At 63.2% G+C, this 14,060-nt stretch carries 12 protein-coding genes and 1 pseudogene; 6 read left to right on the forward strand and 7 right to left on the reverse strand.

Features of this window, described 5'->3' with window-relative positions; all coding sequences use genetic code 11:
• Window positions 1–2: 2 nt before the first annotated feature.
• Window positions 3–1,436 carry an AarF/ABC1/UbiB kinase family protein gene (locus AOT87_RS24435; RefSeq protein WP_057970125.1) on the forward strand — a complete coding sequence of 478 codons (1,434 nt, stop codon included), beginning with the start codon at window positions 3–5 and terminating at the stop codon, window positions 1,434–1,436.
• A 445-nt stretch (window positions 1,437–1,881) separates the two neighbouring features.
• On the opposite strand, the gene AOT87_RS24440 is transcribed toward AOT87_RS24435, so the two are convergent.
• The 3 genes from AOT87_RS24440 to AOT87_RS24450 all read right to left on the reverse strand — a co-directional run bounded on the left by AOT87_RS24440 (window position 1,882) and on the right by AOT87_RS24450 (window position 4,522).
• The gene (locus AOT87_RS24440) at window positions 1,882–2,868 is read right to left on the reverse strand and encodes a GNAT family N-acetyltransferase (RefSeq protein ID WP_234797233.1); all 987 of its coding nucleotides are present in this window, start codon (window positions 2,866–2,868) and stop codon (window positions 1,882–1,884) included.
• A 113-nt stretch (window positions 2,869–2,981) separates the two neighbouring features.
• Window positions 2,982–3,962 carry a hypothetical protein gene (locus AOT87_RS24445; protein ID WP_057970144.1) on the reverse strand — a complete coding sequence of 327 codons (981 nt, stop codon included), beginning with the start codon at window positions 3,960–3,962 and terminating at the stop codon, window positions 2,982–2,984.
• Between the two features lie 149 nt (window positions 3,963–4,111).
• Window positions 4,112–4,522 carry a DUF6188 family protein gene (locus AOT87_RS24450; protein WP_030097214.1) on the reverse strand — a complete coding sequence of 137 codons (411 nt, stop codon included), beginning with the start codon at window positions 4,520–4,522 and terminating at the stop codon, window positions 4,112–4,114.
• Window positions 4,523–4,783: 261 nt separating this feature from the next.
• Here AOT87_RS24450 and AOT87_RS24455 point away from each other — a divergent pair, with 261 nt between their 5' ends.
• Entirely contained in the window at window positions 4,784–5,968 is a 1,185-nt protein-coding gene (locus AOT87_RS24455; RefSeq protein ID WP_057969226.1) for a prolyl oligopeptidase family serine peptidase, read from the forward strand.
• On the opposite strand, the gene AOT87_RS24460 is transcribed toward AOT87_RS24455, so the two are convergent.
• The 3 genes and pseudogenes from AOT87_RS24460 to AOT87_RS24470 all read right to left on the reverse strand — a co-directional run bounded on the left by AOT87_RS24460 (window position 5,965) and on the right by AOT87_RS24470 (window position 9,892).
• Window positions 5,965–6,867 (reverse strand): class I SAM-dependent methyltransferase, encoded by a 903-nt coding sequence (locus AOT87_RS24460; RefSeq protein WP_057969231.1) that lies wholly within the window; start codon window positions 6,865–6,867, stop codon window positions 5,965–5,967. The genes AOT87_RS24455 and AOT87_RS24460 overlap by 4 nt on opposite strands.
• 64 nt (window positions 6,868–6,931) lie before the next feature.
• Complete coding sequence (locus tag AOT87_RS24465) at window positions 6,932–8,458, reverse strand: sugar transferase (protein ID WP_234795782.1); 1,527 nt, start codon at window positions 8,456–8,458, stop codon at window positions 6,932–6,934.
• Window positions 8,459–9,093: 635 nt separating this feature from the next.
• Window positions 9,094–9,892: pseudogene (locus tag AOT87_RS24470) on the reverse strand (oxygenase MpaB family protein).
• Window positions 9,893–10,100: 208 nt separating this feature from the next.
• On the opposite strand from AOT87_RS24470, the gene AOT87_RS24475 reads away from it, so the two are divergent.
• Window positions 10,101–10,703 (forward strand): TetR/AcrR family transcriptional regulator, encoded by a 603-nt coding sequence (locus tag AOT87_RS24475; protein ID WP_057969229.1) that lies wholly within the window; start codon window positions 10,101–10,103, stop codon window positions 10,701–10,703.
• Here AOT87_RS24475 and AOT87_RS24480 read toward each other — a convergent pair.
• Window positions 10,693–11,274 carry a VOC family protein gene (locus tag AOT87_RS24480; protein WP_030097220.1) on the reverse strand — a complete coding sequence of 194 codons (582 nt, stop codon included), beginning with the start codon at window positions 11,272–11,274 and terminating at the stop codon, window positions 10,693–10,695. The two genes, AOT87_RS24475 and AOT87_RS24480, sit on opposite strands and share 11 nt — an antisense overlap.
• A 115-nt stretch (window positions 11,275–11,389) precedes the next feature.
• Here AOT87_RS24480 and AOT87_RS24485 point away from each other — a divergent pair, with 115 nt between their 5' ends.
• The 3 genes from AOT87_RS24485 to AOT87_RS24495 are packed head-to-tail and all read left to right on the forward strand — an operon-like array spanning window position 11,390 to window position 14,052.
• Entirely contained in the window at window positions 11,390–11,995 is a 606-nt protein-coding gene (locus AOT87_RS24485) for a TetR/AcrR family transcriptional regulator (protein ID WP_057969225.1), read from the forward strand.
• Window positions 11,996–13,120 carry a hypothetical protein gene (locus AOT87_RS24490; protein WP_030097222.1) on the forward strand — a complete coding sequence of 375 codons (1,125 nt, stop codon included), beginning with the start codon at window positions 11,996–11,998 and terminating at the stop codon, window positions 13,118–13,120.
• The gene (locus AOT87_RS24495) at window positions 13,096–14,052 is read left to right on the forward strand and encodes a 2-hydroxyacid dehydrogenase (protein WP_109398613.1); all 957 of its coding nucleotides are present in this window, start codon (window positions 13,096–13,098) and stop codon (window positions 14,050–14,052) included. Before AOT87_RS24490 ends, AOT87_RS24495 begins: the two co-directional genes overlap by 25 nt.
• The last annotated feature ends 8 nt before the right edge of the window (window positions 14,053–14,060 follow it).

The raw sequence follows: 14,060 nt of genomic DNA on the forward strand, positions 1-14,060 counted from the left end.
TCATGCCAGATCAACACCGAGGCAAAGTAGTACCGCTGTTCTCACGGCGTGCCACCGACGCGTCGGCCCGTCGTATACCTGTACCCACGCCCGTCCGCAACGCCAAACTCGCGAAGCTTCCGGCTGCCTACGCGGCCCGGCGCGTGGGCGGCGCGGGCAAGCGTCTACTCGGTCGCTCGGCCGAGGAAATCGGCCGGGACATCCAGCTGCGTACCGCGCAACACATCTTTGAGGTTCTCGGTGAGCTAAGGGGAGGTGCGCAAAAACTCGGCCAGATCCTCGCGCTCACGGAGCTCACGCTACCGAGCGGGCTTGCCGAGCCTTACCGGACCGCGCTGAGCAAACTTCAGGACTCCGGACCATCCATGCTGCCCTCCCTCGTGCACGACACCATGGCCGCCAACATGGGCGAGAACTGGCGTCAGTACTTCAGTACGTTCGATTCCTCCCGAGCGGCGGCCGCCTCGATCGGGCAGGTCCACCGCGCGGTGTGGCACGACGGCACGGTGGTCGCTGTCAAAGTGATGTATCCGGGCGTGCGTGAGGCGCTACTCAACGAACTGCGCTTGCTCCGGTCGATGGCTCCCATGGCCGGGGTCGTTTTCCCGGCGGCCGATGTCCGGACTGCGATTGATGCGCTCTGTGACTACGTTGGCGAGGAACTCGACTTCCAGCAGGAGGCGCACTATCAACGAGCCTTCGCTGCGGGCTACGCCGACGATCCAGATTTCCTGGTACCCAACGTCATCGAACAACAACGCGATGTACTGATCAGCGAATGGGTGGATGCTGTTCCACTGAACGAGCTGATCCGCACTGCTCCACAGGAAGCCCGTGACCGACTGGGAACGCAGATCCTGCGCTTCGTTACGACCAGCTACGAACGTACCGGATACCTCTATGGTGACCCACACCCCGGCAACTTCCGGCGACTACCCGACGGACGACTCGGAGTTGTCGACTTCGGAGCATGCTCACCCTATCCCGCCGGATTCTTCGCACTCACCCACGACATCGGAGAGGCAATCCTCAACGGCGGAGATGACGAACTCAATTCTGCCCTAAGGCAACACGGTTTTGTGGTCCCGGGCCAAGAACTCGACATCGAGGCCATAACAGCTTCCATCGCACCATTTCGCGAGCTGTTCATCTCGCCCGCGGTTCACCTAAACCGCGCCTGGTTCATCCAACAAGTCAACAGCCTCACCGAACCTCGGCTATCCAACGTCGCACGCCAAATGACGGTGCCCGGCGAATTGATACCGAGCACACGCGCCCTTATCCTCCTGTTCGGCGCCCTTAGTCAACTGGGCTGCACAGTGTCGTTCCGCGATGAGGTCGTGTCCGGCTGGCCCGGACTGGCCGAGGTGTTGCATCGCTACCAACAACGCACCGAATCCGTTGCTCCTGTTAGCCAGCGATCTTCACCGAACTAGGGGCGTCCACCATCCGGACACGAACTTCGGGCGGCACGGCTATCGCACGGTCCGTGTTCGCCTTTAGCGCCTCAAGCCAGTAATCCAACGTCTTGGCATAGTGCAGCTGCAGCAAATGTTCCCAATTCAGAGTAATCCGGCTTCGGAGGCCGGTTCCTGAACCATATCGTTTGACGGCAACCGGCCGCCCGGGATGGTCTCCGTCGGCATGAATTTCAAGGACCGAGTGCTCTCGAGGTCAGGGGCCGCCATGCTACGAACAGTGTGCGCGACAGAGATTGTCATGACGGCCCTTCCTGTGCTGGGCGATGCCTTCGACCCGCATCACCTTGGCGCGCAGCGGCGTCCACGCCGCTGACACCACATGATCCTGCGCAGCGCCGTTGGAAATTGATTGGACCGTCGGTTGGAGATCGTCAGGAAGCCGGTTCGGTCGAGTGCAGCCTTACAACTGCTTCACCAGACTGATCGAGCGATTGACCTCCGAGAACCCCAGTCCCTCATAGAGCCCCACGGCACCGGTGGGGCTATCCGCGTCAACGTCAAGAACGGCCCGCTCAAGCCCTTCGTTTTTGTAGGTACGCATGGCGTACGTCAACACCGCCTGCGCGAGTTTGCGTCCACGCCAGTCGCGCCGGACACCCACCAAGTCGATGAACCCGAACGAGTAACCGTTCGCCTCCCACTCCTCCTCATTGACATCACTGAGCAGGTACGCGGCGACTGTATCCTGTCCCGCGGCATCACGTGCGACAACGACGAATGAGAGGTCAGCGCGGAATGCCTTCAGCCTGTGGTCCGATTCCCAGTCCACGCGGGCGATCGGCTGGCTGCCCCAATGATCACGGAACGCCTCGTTGTGGGCGTCTCGGGTTGCTTCAGACCATTCGGGACCATAGGTCTCGATCCGCACGCCCTCGGGAAGAGTGACGTCAGGGATGGGTTGACTGAGATCGCGCTCAAGCTCATGCCACCACCTCACCGATTCGTATCCGTTGCGGTGGAACAGATCGATCGTCCAGACAGCGTGTTCCTCCGCGACTCCGGCGAGCCAGCCAGGCAAGCATTCATCCGACTCCACGAGATGCTGCAGCCCGCGCTGCTCCTGCCAACGGAGCAGACTAGCCCCGATTCCTTCGCCGCGCCGGTCGGGATGAACGGTGCCATCCAACGTCACCCATACGACAGTTTCATTGCTGGACTTCACCGTTGCCGAGCCGAACGCGACCGCTCGCCCCGATTGGTCGACAGCGAGGACCGAGTCGAGTGCCGGATCGAAGTCGTCGTCATCGAATTCTTCTACGAGTTCGTCCATCATGACCAGGCTCGTGGGGTGATCAATCGCTCCCGAGGCTCGCCAGAGGTCGAACAGCAGCGGTATGTCATCTTCGGTTGCTGCCCGCCACGTCAAGTCATCTGCGGCGCTTGGCATTTCCACCACGGCCGGGGCACTGACTCGTTCGCTCAGCGGGATGGGAGACGCGTGCAACTCTTTGGACGTCATCGGTCCAATCTATTTCTGATCCCAAAAATGCCGCAACGGATTTAGCCGCCCGTGGCCTTCTTCGCCGGCCTGTCCGGGGCGCTGGGCTTCTTGCCCGAGACGTCTCCCAGCACCTTCTTGATGGCCCTGCCCAATCCACGCATCACGTTCGGCCGCTTGGACGTCGGGGACACGCCGGAATCGGGTTTCGACGTCAGCACCGGCGGCTTCATCAACATCGTCGGCGTCTTCGGCACGAGGGCGGGCCGCACAGTAGGTGCCTTCTTTTGCGGGGCAATGGCTTCCGCTGCCCTGGATTCCGTTGTTCTGGCATCCGTTGTTACCGCAGCTGCTCGCGGCGTAATCGGGATCGGTTTAGTCAGCGCGTCCCGGATCGGAGCGACCGACTCGGAGACCGTCGTTGTCACCGCCTCCCCCGTCGCCTGCACCGCCTTCACGACACTTCCGGTGCTACCCAACGTGGTCAGAAACGCATTGGGCACCCGCGTCACGACGAGCGTGAGCTGTTCTGTCGAATGAAATGCCACCGCCCAGAACACCTCGGTGCCGCGCACTGCCGCCGCCTCCAGCGGCGTATGCACCACCGGCACAGACTCGGGACCCGGAGGGTTGTTCAGCGCGTCGAAAAGATCGGAACGCGCCTGGCCAAGAACCCCCGGGAGTTGACCAGGCTCAGTGAACACAGCCTCGCCGACCCGCACGAGCCCCACCGCGATCACCTCGGTGCCGAACTGCGTGCGTGGCACCACCTGATCCAGGTCGGTGCGGATGAGCCCGGTCCACACGTCGTCGGCCGCCCCGCTGACCGTCGCGCCGGTCAGCCCGAGCGCCCGCACCAGCGGCTTCCCCGCCTGCAGCTGCGCCACGAATGTCCCCGGCGTCAACAACGCCGCCGCCGGAACCTGGACGGCGCCCTGGACCACGAAGGGACAGATCAGCGAGCAGTTCTGCACCTGGTTGGCCAGGAACTGGGCAACCAACGCCCCAGGCGCGGGCTGCACCGATACCGCGGTGAGTTCGATATCGAGCCGGGCGCTGCGCGCGCCTGACACCGGTGGGGGCCCGGCCCCGACAGCTGTCGCAAGTACCGCTGACGCACATGCCACCGCGAGAAGTCTCACGCGGTAACCACGAACCAACCCACTGTCGGGTTCGATCGCGGTGAAACCGGTTAGGCCCCGGCTTCCTCCGGCACATCGTGGCGCACCACGCGGACCTTGCCACGCGGAAGACTGGCTACATACCCGTGGTACTTGCCATAGATCTCCCACGCCGTGTCAAAGTCGTGATGCGGCACGTCGATCGCGTGGTCATCGGAGAACTCCATGTGCAAATCGCCCTTGTCGTTCCACCTGGCCTCGGTGCACGTTGCACCCGAGATGCTGAAGAGCGGACGCTCCTCATCCAAGATCGCCTTCGGATCGACGCAAACAATTTCCCGTGGCCACCGCCCCGCAGGGGGAAGCGTGAGCCACATCGGCACGGCGATAACCACCTCGTTGTAGTCACCCAGGCTGATTACCAATCCGTCACGGAACATGATCCGCTGGACCGGCAAGCCCTCAATCCATGCTTCGGACATACCTTCACTCTGAACCCGCCCCTCAGCTAGCACAAGGGGTTGACGGCACAAGTTTTATTGTCGAAACTGGTCGAAACGTAAACGTTATTTGTGCTGCCCGCGAACCTGAGCAGCACACTGTTTTGCTTGGCTTTCTCGCCGTTTCCAGACTCCCGCTAAGACGGTGGCATCACCGTACTTGCCGGACGAATTTCGCTTGGGTGCCCTAGCATTCGCTATGAGCTAGCAGCGTGGCTAGCACAGGGGGCGAAAGGGACACCCATGACAGCGGAGCTATCGGAACCCATAGATCAACCGCGGATCACCCCGCGAGCCGCGCCCACCGAGCGCCCGCAACTGCCCCGCAGCGGTGACCTGACCTTTCGTGAACGCGCGATGGTCGAAACCTCCGCGCTCACCGATGTCGCCCTGCGCACCGTTGGCGCCCTGTCTGTGATGGGAGTCGTGGCCCCGAGCCTCATCGTCGACAGGGAATTCGTGGCGCGTGAGCGCGACAACCTGGCCTTTTACGGCGAGCTTGCCGCGATGGGCGATGCGGACCTTTCCTTCCCGGCACCGGAGACCACACCCGTGGTGTTCTCACGGCCCGCAGGTCCGCTCGCACAGGCCCTGGCCAAGGGCAACGTCGAGAACCTGGACTTCGAAAGCCCTTACGTGGCGCGCAATCCGGCCCTGCGTGACTACTGGCAACGCTTCCCGCACAACAGCATCGCGCGCGCCCAGCACTGGCGCCACGACGACGGTCCACGCCCCACCCTGTGCGTGATTCACGGGTTCTTCGGATCGCCGTATCTGCTCAATGGGGTGTTCTTCGCGCTCCCCTGGTTTTTCCGCAACGGTTACGACATCTTGTTGTACACCTTGCCTTTTCACGGACGGCGCGCCGAGAAGTACTCACCGTTCAGCGGAGCCGGATACTTCAGCCACGGGTTCACCGGTTTTTCGGAGTCGATGTGTCAGGCCGTGCATGATTTCCGGATTTTCGTGAACTATCTGCGCGGCACCGGTGTGGAGAGGATTGGGCTGACCGGTTTGTCGCTGGGCGGCTACACCACCGGATTGATCTCCACCGTGGAGCGCCGAATCGATGTCACCATCCCCAATGTTCCCGTGGTCGACGTCAAATCACTTCTGCACGGCTGGGTTCCGGCCGAACCGACGATCAAGCTGGCCGCCAAGCTGGGCCATCTCGATCAGAATCAGCTGGACGGCGCGCTCTCCTATTCGTCGCCCCTCACCTACCAGCCGGTCGTACCAAAGGAGCAGCGCCTCATCATCACCGGACTCGGCGACAGGCTAGCGCCGCCCGAACAGGCCGAGATGCTGTGGGAACACTGGGATCGCTGTGCGCTGCACTGGTTCCCCGGAAATCACATCCTGCACGTGAATCAGGGCGACTACCTACGCCGTATGACCGGATTCCTGGATCGGCATCTGAATATCTAACCCTTCACTGCCGATACCAGGCTGATCGAGTTGAACATGTACCACGCGGGCTGACTCGGCTCGGGCACGGCGCGCCCCGAGACGTTCAGGTAGTCCAGCAGCTCGGTGCGCACGGAATCCCAGCCGTGGCAATGGAACCAGGTGGAGGCTTCGCTGCGCTGCTCGTTGTAGATCAGCGAGAAGAAGTCCGAATTGGCCTGGTCGCCGCTTTCGTTAGCGCCGGCGACCAGCATGTCGAAGACCACGTCGGCGTACGTCGTCATCTGCTCGATGCCCACGAAGCTGCCCGGGGCGGCCAGCTGATCAATGGACTCGAAAAGTCGCTCCTGCGCGTCGGCCGGCAGGTAGATCAACAGTCCTTCGACGATCCACGCCGACGGCGCCGACGGATCGAAGCCCTTGTCTTGGAGTGCTTTACCCCAGTCCTCGCGCAGGTCGATCGAGATCTCCTGTCGAGACGCCTTGGACTCGGCGCCATGTTCAGCGAGCACCTCACGCTTGAACTGGTGCACGAGGGGCTGGTCCAATTCGAAGATCGTGGTACCCGGCGCCCAGTCGAGTCGATAGGCGCGCGAGTCGAGTCCGGCGGCCAGGATCACCACCTGCTTGACGCCGGCCTCGATCGCTCTGGCGAAGTAACTATCGAAGTAGCGGGTGCGTGCGCCTTGAAAGCTCACGAAGTACTGTCCGAATTCCTCTGAACGCAAAGGGTGTTCGGGTACACCGCCGGCGACCAGATCGGCCCATTCGCCGCCTGCGGCACGGCAGAACACCTCCGCGTACTGATCGACCGCCAGCGGCACGGGTTTGGTGGCCTCGAGCGCTCGGCTGGCCGCCACGAACAGCGCGGTGGAGCCGACGCTGGTGTTGATGTCCCAATTATCACGATCGGTACGCATGGTCGCGACAATACTCCGCGACTGTGACAACCAGGTTGACATGCGTGGGCGCGCGGATGGCGCGCTAGTAGGCGCCGTCGCTACGCGCCACCGCGCGAAATGTGCGCCACAGGATCGACACATCGGACACCATGGACCAGTTTTCGACATACGACAGATCCAGCCGCACTGCCTCATCCCATGGCAGGTCGGAGCGCCCACTAACCTGCCACAGACCGGTCATCCCGGGCTTGACCAGCAGCCTGCGCTTGATGACGTCGGTGTACTCCTCGACCTCACGCCGCAGCGGCGGCCGGGGACCCACCAGGCTCATCTCTCCGCGCAGCACATTGATCAGCTGGGGCAGTTCATCGAGGCTGGTACGGCGCAAGAACCTGCCCACCACGGTGACCCGCGGATCTTCGCGCATCTTGAAAAGCGGTCCGGCGCCGTCATTTTGTGCCAGCAACTCCGCCACCATCTGGTCTGCGTTCGCCACCATGGACCGGAACTTGATCATGCGGAAGGGCTTGGACCGCACGCCGATGCGCTCGGCCGAGTAGAACACCGGTCCGCGTGATTCCAACTTCACCGCAAGGGCGCAGGCCAGCAGGATCGGGCTGAATCCGATGAGGAGCAGGAGCGCGCCGACCCGGTCGAAGAGGACCTTGTGCAGCCGGGACGCACCCTCGTACTGCGGCTCGGCGAGATGGATCAGCGGCACCGACCCGGCGGGCCGCACCCGGACCCGCGGCTGATCGACATCGAACACACCCGGCGCTACCAGCAGATTGACGCCGATCTCGCTGAGACGCCAGGCGAGCTCCCGCATCTTCTCCGGGCCAAGCTGTTCGGTGGCCGTCACCGCCACCGTGTCCGCACCGGCCTCCAGCACTGCCGCGACGATGCGATCCTCCGAACCCAGGATCGGGATGACCCGGTCGATGACCTCGATGTTCTGGCCCGGCGCACCCAGGTATCCGGGGACGCACACACCCACCACGCGGTATCCGAGCGCGGTGTCACGCCCAAAGGCCTCGGCAAGGTTGAGCGCCGCGGCATCCCCGCCGAGCACCACCACCCTGAAGATCTGCTTACCGCGCGCACGCTGCCGGTTGAGCCAGGTCCGGCTGATCTTCCGGTTGAGCAGCAGGAACACGATCCCGACGATGAGCGCCATCCCCAGCGCGAAACGCGAGACATTGAACTTGAACAGCACGCTGACAATGGCGAAGAGACCGAACATGTGGAATGTCGCGCGCAGCACCCGCTGGTACTCCTCGCCACCGCTGCCCATGAGGTGCAGGTCCCTGCTGCGGTACACACCGAGCAGCAGTGCCCAGTAGCAGAAGAAGCCGATCCGGATCCACAGCTCGACGGGAGTCATCGGGTTGGTCGCGTTACGCAGTTCGACCCAGGTCCAGCCGGCACCCGCGACGATGGCGGTGTCGGAGATCAGCAGCCACCGGCCGTACTGCTCGCCCCACTGCGCTGCGCGGTGCCCCGCGGAGGTCTGACCGACTGCCGATGGGGATCGGCGAGGGCGCCGCACGCTGCCGATCCGGCCCCTTAGCCGGGTCGTTGCAGACGAGCCCTCGTTCACCGCGACCACGCGCGTGTCCTCTCAGAACAGCCCCAACAGCAAATGCAAAAGTGCTCGTTTCATGAGGCGGCGGGCGCGGAAATCTCGGCGCAACCCGACGATGAGAACCCTCGTGCAAACGACCGGCATTTCGCGCCCTCAGAAAGGGAACATCCGTTACCAGTTTTCGTACCGGGGGAAATCTAACTACTGGGGCACCGTCTGGCAACACCAGAGCCACACGCTTCCGCAATTGTGGCCAGCGTCACTATGGCGATGAGGCAAATATGCGGGACGTATCAATCGCCCGCGATCAAGATCCCGAATTTTTTGGCCTTGTACTGCACATATGTCGAAGTCGATCACTCGCCGTAAAAGTTCGCTGCGTACATTGTTAACTCCCCGGGCGTGGCGTCTCTTGCGCACACAGCAATGACGCAGCCCACTTCTGTCAATGGCGGCGCAACACATCTGTCACAACCCAGGCCCGCCACGCAGCACTCGTCCGCGCCCACCAGCCCACACGCCGAGCACGTGGACGGTTTTGCCCATAACTAGACGTCGAATTCAATAAATTTGGGTAACACTCTTAACCACATGGTCATGAAGGAGATGGGGCACCCGAGGTGCCGCTAACAAGATCCACTTGTTAGCTCGGAGATCGATCAGACCAGATCGCGACCGGTGCGAATTCTCCAGTTGAGGTCGATCATCAGAGCGTTGAAGGGAAAGCGGCGCAGCGCATTGGGCAGCAGGCGGTTGGCGACGCCAAGGAGAGTGACGACGCTCCGGAAGGTTCGCTGGCGTGCCGGGCTCCACGGCAGCCTCATCTCATCCCGGAACCGCTGCGGCAAGAATCCCGTCGAGATGAGTCTCGAGAAGGCACCCACTGGCCTGCGCATGAACCGCGGAACCGCAATGGACGCCGACACGATCCGGTACAGATAGGGCCGGACGTGATCGTCGATATGAACCTGGTCCAGGGACTGCTGCCAGTACGCGTCGAACTCCGCACACGACTTCGGCCACATCGCCAGCGGCATCTGCAGTGTGGTTCCCATGACGGCGCCTTCTTGCAGGCACCGCTCGGCCATATCGGGCGTCATCGGACCCACGAAAGCCTCGTACACATCGACGAATCCCTTGTAGAGGCAGATCGCTACCCACTTCTGCAGGTCCGGGTCGAAGGCGTTGTACTGCACGGCGTCCCCGGGGGTCGAACGCACCTGCGCATGCGATCGGTTGGTCGCCTTGCGAAATGCCGCCTTCTGCTCAGGGCTGCCCATGGTGGCCACCGCCAGGTAGGTGAACGTGGTGCGCGCCCCGCTTGACGGGGTGCAGATCGGCGCGTCCGCTCTCAACCTTGCTATCGACAACGCCGTATCCCACACCGGGGCGCGCCAACTGCATCACGATGTTGGCCGGGCCCGCCAGCAGGGCCAGCCCCATCATGTTGTCGACCATGGTGGGCTGACGCCGCCACGACCATCCCGGCGAAAGACGCGCAGCCGGTGGCACCGGCTCGCCGCGACGACTCCGGGTACCCGGACCTCCGTCACCGACGAACGATTCATCCACTTCAGACACCCGCTCGATTGTCACCGTTGACCCCTTAATCTGCGAACGATTGTTCTCAAATATCTTCCAATGGGGTGCCACCTGTCAAGATGTATTGGTGACGTCATCGCGGGTCTATGGAGGTGTACAGGCCCCTGACCGCCAGGCCGAGCGCCGGAGCCGGCTCCTGGAGGCAGGCCTTGACCTGCTGACCTCCGGTCCCGCGCCGAACGTGACGGTCCGCGGCGTATGCAAGCAGGCCGGCGTGGTCGCCCGGTACTTCTATGAAAACTTCACCGACCTGGACGAGCTGACGGCACAGGTGTACGACGGCGTGATCGGCGAGGTCGCCACCTCAACCCAGAAGGCGGTGGACGCCGCACCACTGCGCAAGAAGACCGCGGCAGGCATCGCCAACATCGTGCACCTCATCGCCGCCGACCCCCGGATCGGCCATCTGCTCTTCGGCAGCAATCCGGCCAATTCGGTGATCGCGCAACGCCGTAGTGCGGCAGAGCAGCTCTTCGCGGCGCTCTCCGGTCAGCACCTGAACAAGACATATCAGCTACCGAACGATGAATCGATGCGCGCCGCAGCCTATTTCGCGGTCGGTGGCGTCGGCCAGACGCTCGCGGCCTGGGTGTCCGGGCAGCTGACGCTGAGTTCGGACGAGCTCATCGTCATCTTGACCCGGCTCCTCGATCCCGTCAGGCGGTAGCGACCTCCCGCGGGGTGCGCTCAGCGGCCGTCTTCGGTGCAACAGTCACATCCGCTGCAGTGAATTCCTTGGTCCAGCAAGCAAATTCCAGGGTAATTCCATCGGGATCGAGGAAGTAGAACGACCGCACGTACACGCCCGGATGCAGCTCCTTCGATACCTGGAACTCACTCTCGTCATGGTTGAGAATGGGCCCCACCCGCACGCCCTTGGCCTTGAGCTTGACGCGGTATTCGTCGAACTTCTCGGCGGGAACGTGCAACGAGATGTGGTTCATGGAGCTCACAGCACTCACGATGTCGCCGATTCCCGGAATGGCGGGCGGGGCCGAAATGCCCGGGACGCCGTCCGGCGCGTCCTTGAACCAGAAGAATGCCAGGCTGTCGCCACCCCCGGCGTCGAAGAAGAAGTGCTGCCCCTGCCCCATGGGCAGATCGAGCGACTTGATGAGCGGCATGCCCAGTACGTTGGTGTAGAAGTCCACGGTGCGCGCCATGTCCGAACACACAAGCGCCACATGATTGAACCCGCCGAACTCGAACTCGGAGTTGGGGTTGTTCGGTTTGATCATCGTCACGGGGAGCCTCCTTGATCCGACCGCATGACTGTCTTGCGCTTTACGCTAACCTGAATCTAACATCAGATTCAGAAATGGGTCAATACCCATTCGGCGAGAGAGGGACGTCGTGGTCCAACCCACCGTGCGAGGCCGTCAAACCCAGGCCGCGATCGATGAGGCCGCCCGAACTGTCATAGCCCGCAAGGGAATACTCGCCACCACCGTTGCCGATATCGCCACCGAGGCGGGGCGGTCCACGGCGTCGTTCTACAACTACTACGACTCCAAAGAGGCGATGGTCGCGCAGTGGGCCATGCGATTTCGCACCGAGGCGCAGGAACGGGTATCTGCGGTCATCGGGCACGGGCGCTCCAACAAGCAGCGCGCGCGAGATATCGCCACCGCACACTGGCTCACCTGGCGCCACCAGCTCGCCGAGATGATCAGCGTGTCTCAGCTGGCCATGATCAACGCAGAATTCGCCGAGTTCTGGAACCAGATGTGTTCCGAGCCCGTCGATTTCCTGACCACCACCATCAAACGCGCACAGCGCGACGGATACAGCCCCGGCAATGATCCGCACCTCATGGCCAGCGCCATCGTCTCGATGATGAATCAGTTCGCCTACAACCAGCTCAGCCAGGGCAACGCCGCCACTGTCGACGACGACGCCTGCATCTACACCCTGGCCGGAATCTGTTACCGCGCCATCTATTCCAAGGAGGTCTGCTGAATGCCCACCGAAGTGACCATCGAGCGAGAGTTCGTCGGGCTGCCCTCGCCCACCGCGGGACGCAACGGCGCCGGCGGACATCCATGCCAGGGGCTGTACCACCGGGCCGCGGGCACCCGGCCCAAGATCGCCTTCATCGCCACCCACTATCAGATCGACTTCTCGGAGCATTACATCGCCGAATATCTCGCGCGACACGGATACGGCTTTCTGGGCTGGAACACTCGATTCCGGGGATTCGAAAGCCACTTCCTGCTCGACCACGCCCTGGTCGACATCGGCGTGGGTGTGCGCTGGCTACAGGAGCAGGCGGGCGTGGAAACCGTGCTGCTGCTGGGCAATTCCGGAGGCGGCTCGCTCATGGCGGCGTATCAGTCGCAAGCGGTGGCTCCCAAGGTGACACCGCTGGAGGGCATGCGTCCCGCGGAGGGACTGGACACTCTGCCGGCCGCATCGGGCTACGTCGCCAGCGCCGCGCACCTGGGCCGCCCCGACGTGCTGACCGACTGGATGGACGCCTCGGTCATCGATGAAAGCGACCCGACTTCCACCGACCCGGCACTGGACCTGTTCAACGAGGACAACGGACCGGCCTACTCCCCCGCCTTCGTCACCAAGTACCGCGAAGGACAGGTGGCGCGTAACCACCGGATCACCGCATGGGCGCTCGACGAGCTCGCCCGCGTGCGCGCCGACGGGTTCAGCGACCGCGCCTTCACCGTGCACCGGACCTGGGCCGACCCCCGCATGGTCGACCCCACGTTGGAGCCCACCAAGCGCCCAGCCAACCTCTGCTACGCGGGTGTGCCGGTGAAGGCCAACCGCTCTACTTTCGGAATCGGTTGTGCGACCACGCTGAAGAACTGGCTCGGCATGTGGAGCCTGTCGCACGCACAGACCCGGGCCGAACCACATCTTGCCGATGTCACCGTTCCCGCTCTGGTCATCAACGCCGACGGCGATACCGGGGTCTTCCCATCGGATGCTCAACACATCTACGACGCATTGGGCTCGACCGATAAGTCCCAGGCCTCCGTCGACGCCGACCACTACTTCCAGAACCCCGGAGCCCGCCAGGAGCAGGCGGATACGATTGCAGAGTGGACAAGCAAGCGGTGGGAGTGAAGGTCCTCGCCCACTTTCCGGGCGGCCCACGCGTCCGCGAACAGCTTGCACCACACACCGATTGGCTTGACGTGCGCTTCTGCGCCGAAGACGATGACGACACCTTCTACGCCGAGCTACCGCACGCCGAGGTGCTGTGGCATGTGCTTCGTCCGCTCTCTGCCGATGACGTCGCGAAGGGCGCACAGCTGCGGCTGATCCACAAGTTCGGTGCGGGAGTGAACACCATCGCGCTGGACGCCGCATCCGCGCAGGGGGTGGCCGTCGCCAACATGCCGGGCGCGAACGCGCCCTCGGTCGCCGAGGGTGCGCTGTTGCTCATGCTCGCCGCACTGCGGCAGCTGCCACGACTGGACCGGGACATCCGCGCTGGTCGCGGGTGGCCCACCGATCAGTCCCTGGGCGACACGGTGCGCGATATCGGCTCTTGCACAGTCGGATTGGTGGGATACGGCAACATCGCCAAGACTCTGGAACAGATCCTGCTGGCGATGGGCGCCACCGTATTGCACACCAGCACCCACGACGACGGGTCCGCGAGCTGGCGCAGCCTGAATGACCTGTTGACCAGCAGCGATATCGTGTCGCTGCATCTCCCGCTGACCGACGCCAGCTCCGGTCTCCTCGACGCCGCGGCCCTGGCCCGGATGAAACCCGGATCGGTCCTGGTTAACACCTCACGGGGCGCAGTCGTCGACGAGACGGCACTGATCGACGCGCTGCGACAAGGCCCCCTCGGGGCTGCAGGACTGGATGTCTTTGCACAGGAACCGATCTCGCCGGACAACCCCTTGCTGACCCTGCCCAATGTGGTGCTCACACCACACGTCACATGGTTCACCGCAGACACCATGACGCGCTATCTGGAGCACGCGATAGACAACTGCCGGCGTATACATGAGGGACTGCCGCTAGCTGACCGTGTGCGCTAGGCTAGCGC

The sequence above is a fragment of the Mycobacteroides sp. H003 genome, from assembly GCF_001440135.1.
In the GTDB taxonomy this organism is placed as follows: domain Bacteria; phylum Actinomycetota; class Actinomycetes; order Mycobacteriales; family Mycobacteriaceae; genus Mycobacterium; species Mycobacterium gwanakae.

Bases quoted from the DNA above. Each gene is read 5' to 3' on its own strand.
- AOT87_RS24455 (WP_057969226.1), top strand. From the start codon at position 4,784: ATGACAGCGGAGCTATCGGAACCCATAGATCAACCGCGGATCACCCCG.
- AOT87_RS24440 (WP_234797233.1), bottom strand. From the start codon at position 2,868: ATGCCAAGCGCCGCAGATGACTTGACGTGGCGGGCAGCAACCGAAGAT.
- AOT87_RS24480 (WP_030097220.1), bottom strand. From the start codon at position 11,274: ATGATCAAACCGAACAACCCCAACTCCGAGTTCGAGTTCGGCGGGTTC.
- AOT87_RS24450 (WP_030097214.1), bottom strand. From the start codon at position 4,522: ATGTCCGAAGCATGGATTGAGGGCTTGCCGGTCCAGCGGATCATGTTC.
- AOT87_RS24460 (WP_057969231.1), bottom strand. From the start codon at position 6,867: ATGCGTACCGATCGTGATAATTGGGACATCAACACCAGCGTCGGCTCC.
- AOT87_RS24435 (WP_057970125.1), top strand. From the start codon at position 3: ATGCCAGATCAACACCGAGGCAAAGTAGTACCGCTGTTCTCACGGCGT.
- AOT87_RS24490 (WP_030097222.1), top strand. From the start codon at position 11,996: ATGCCCACCGAAGTGACCATCGAGCGAGAGTTCGTCGGGCTGCCCTCG.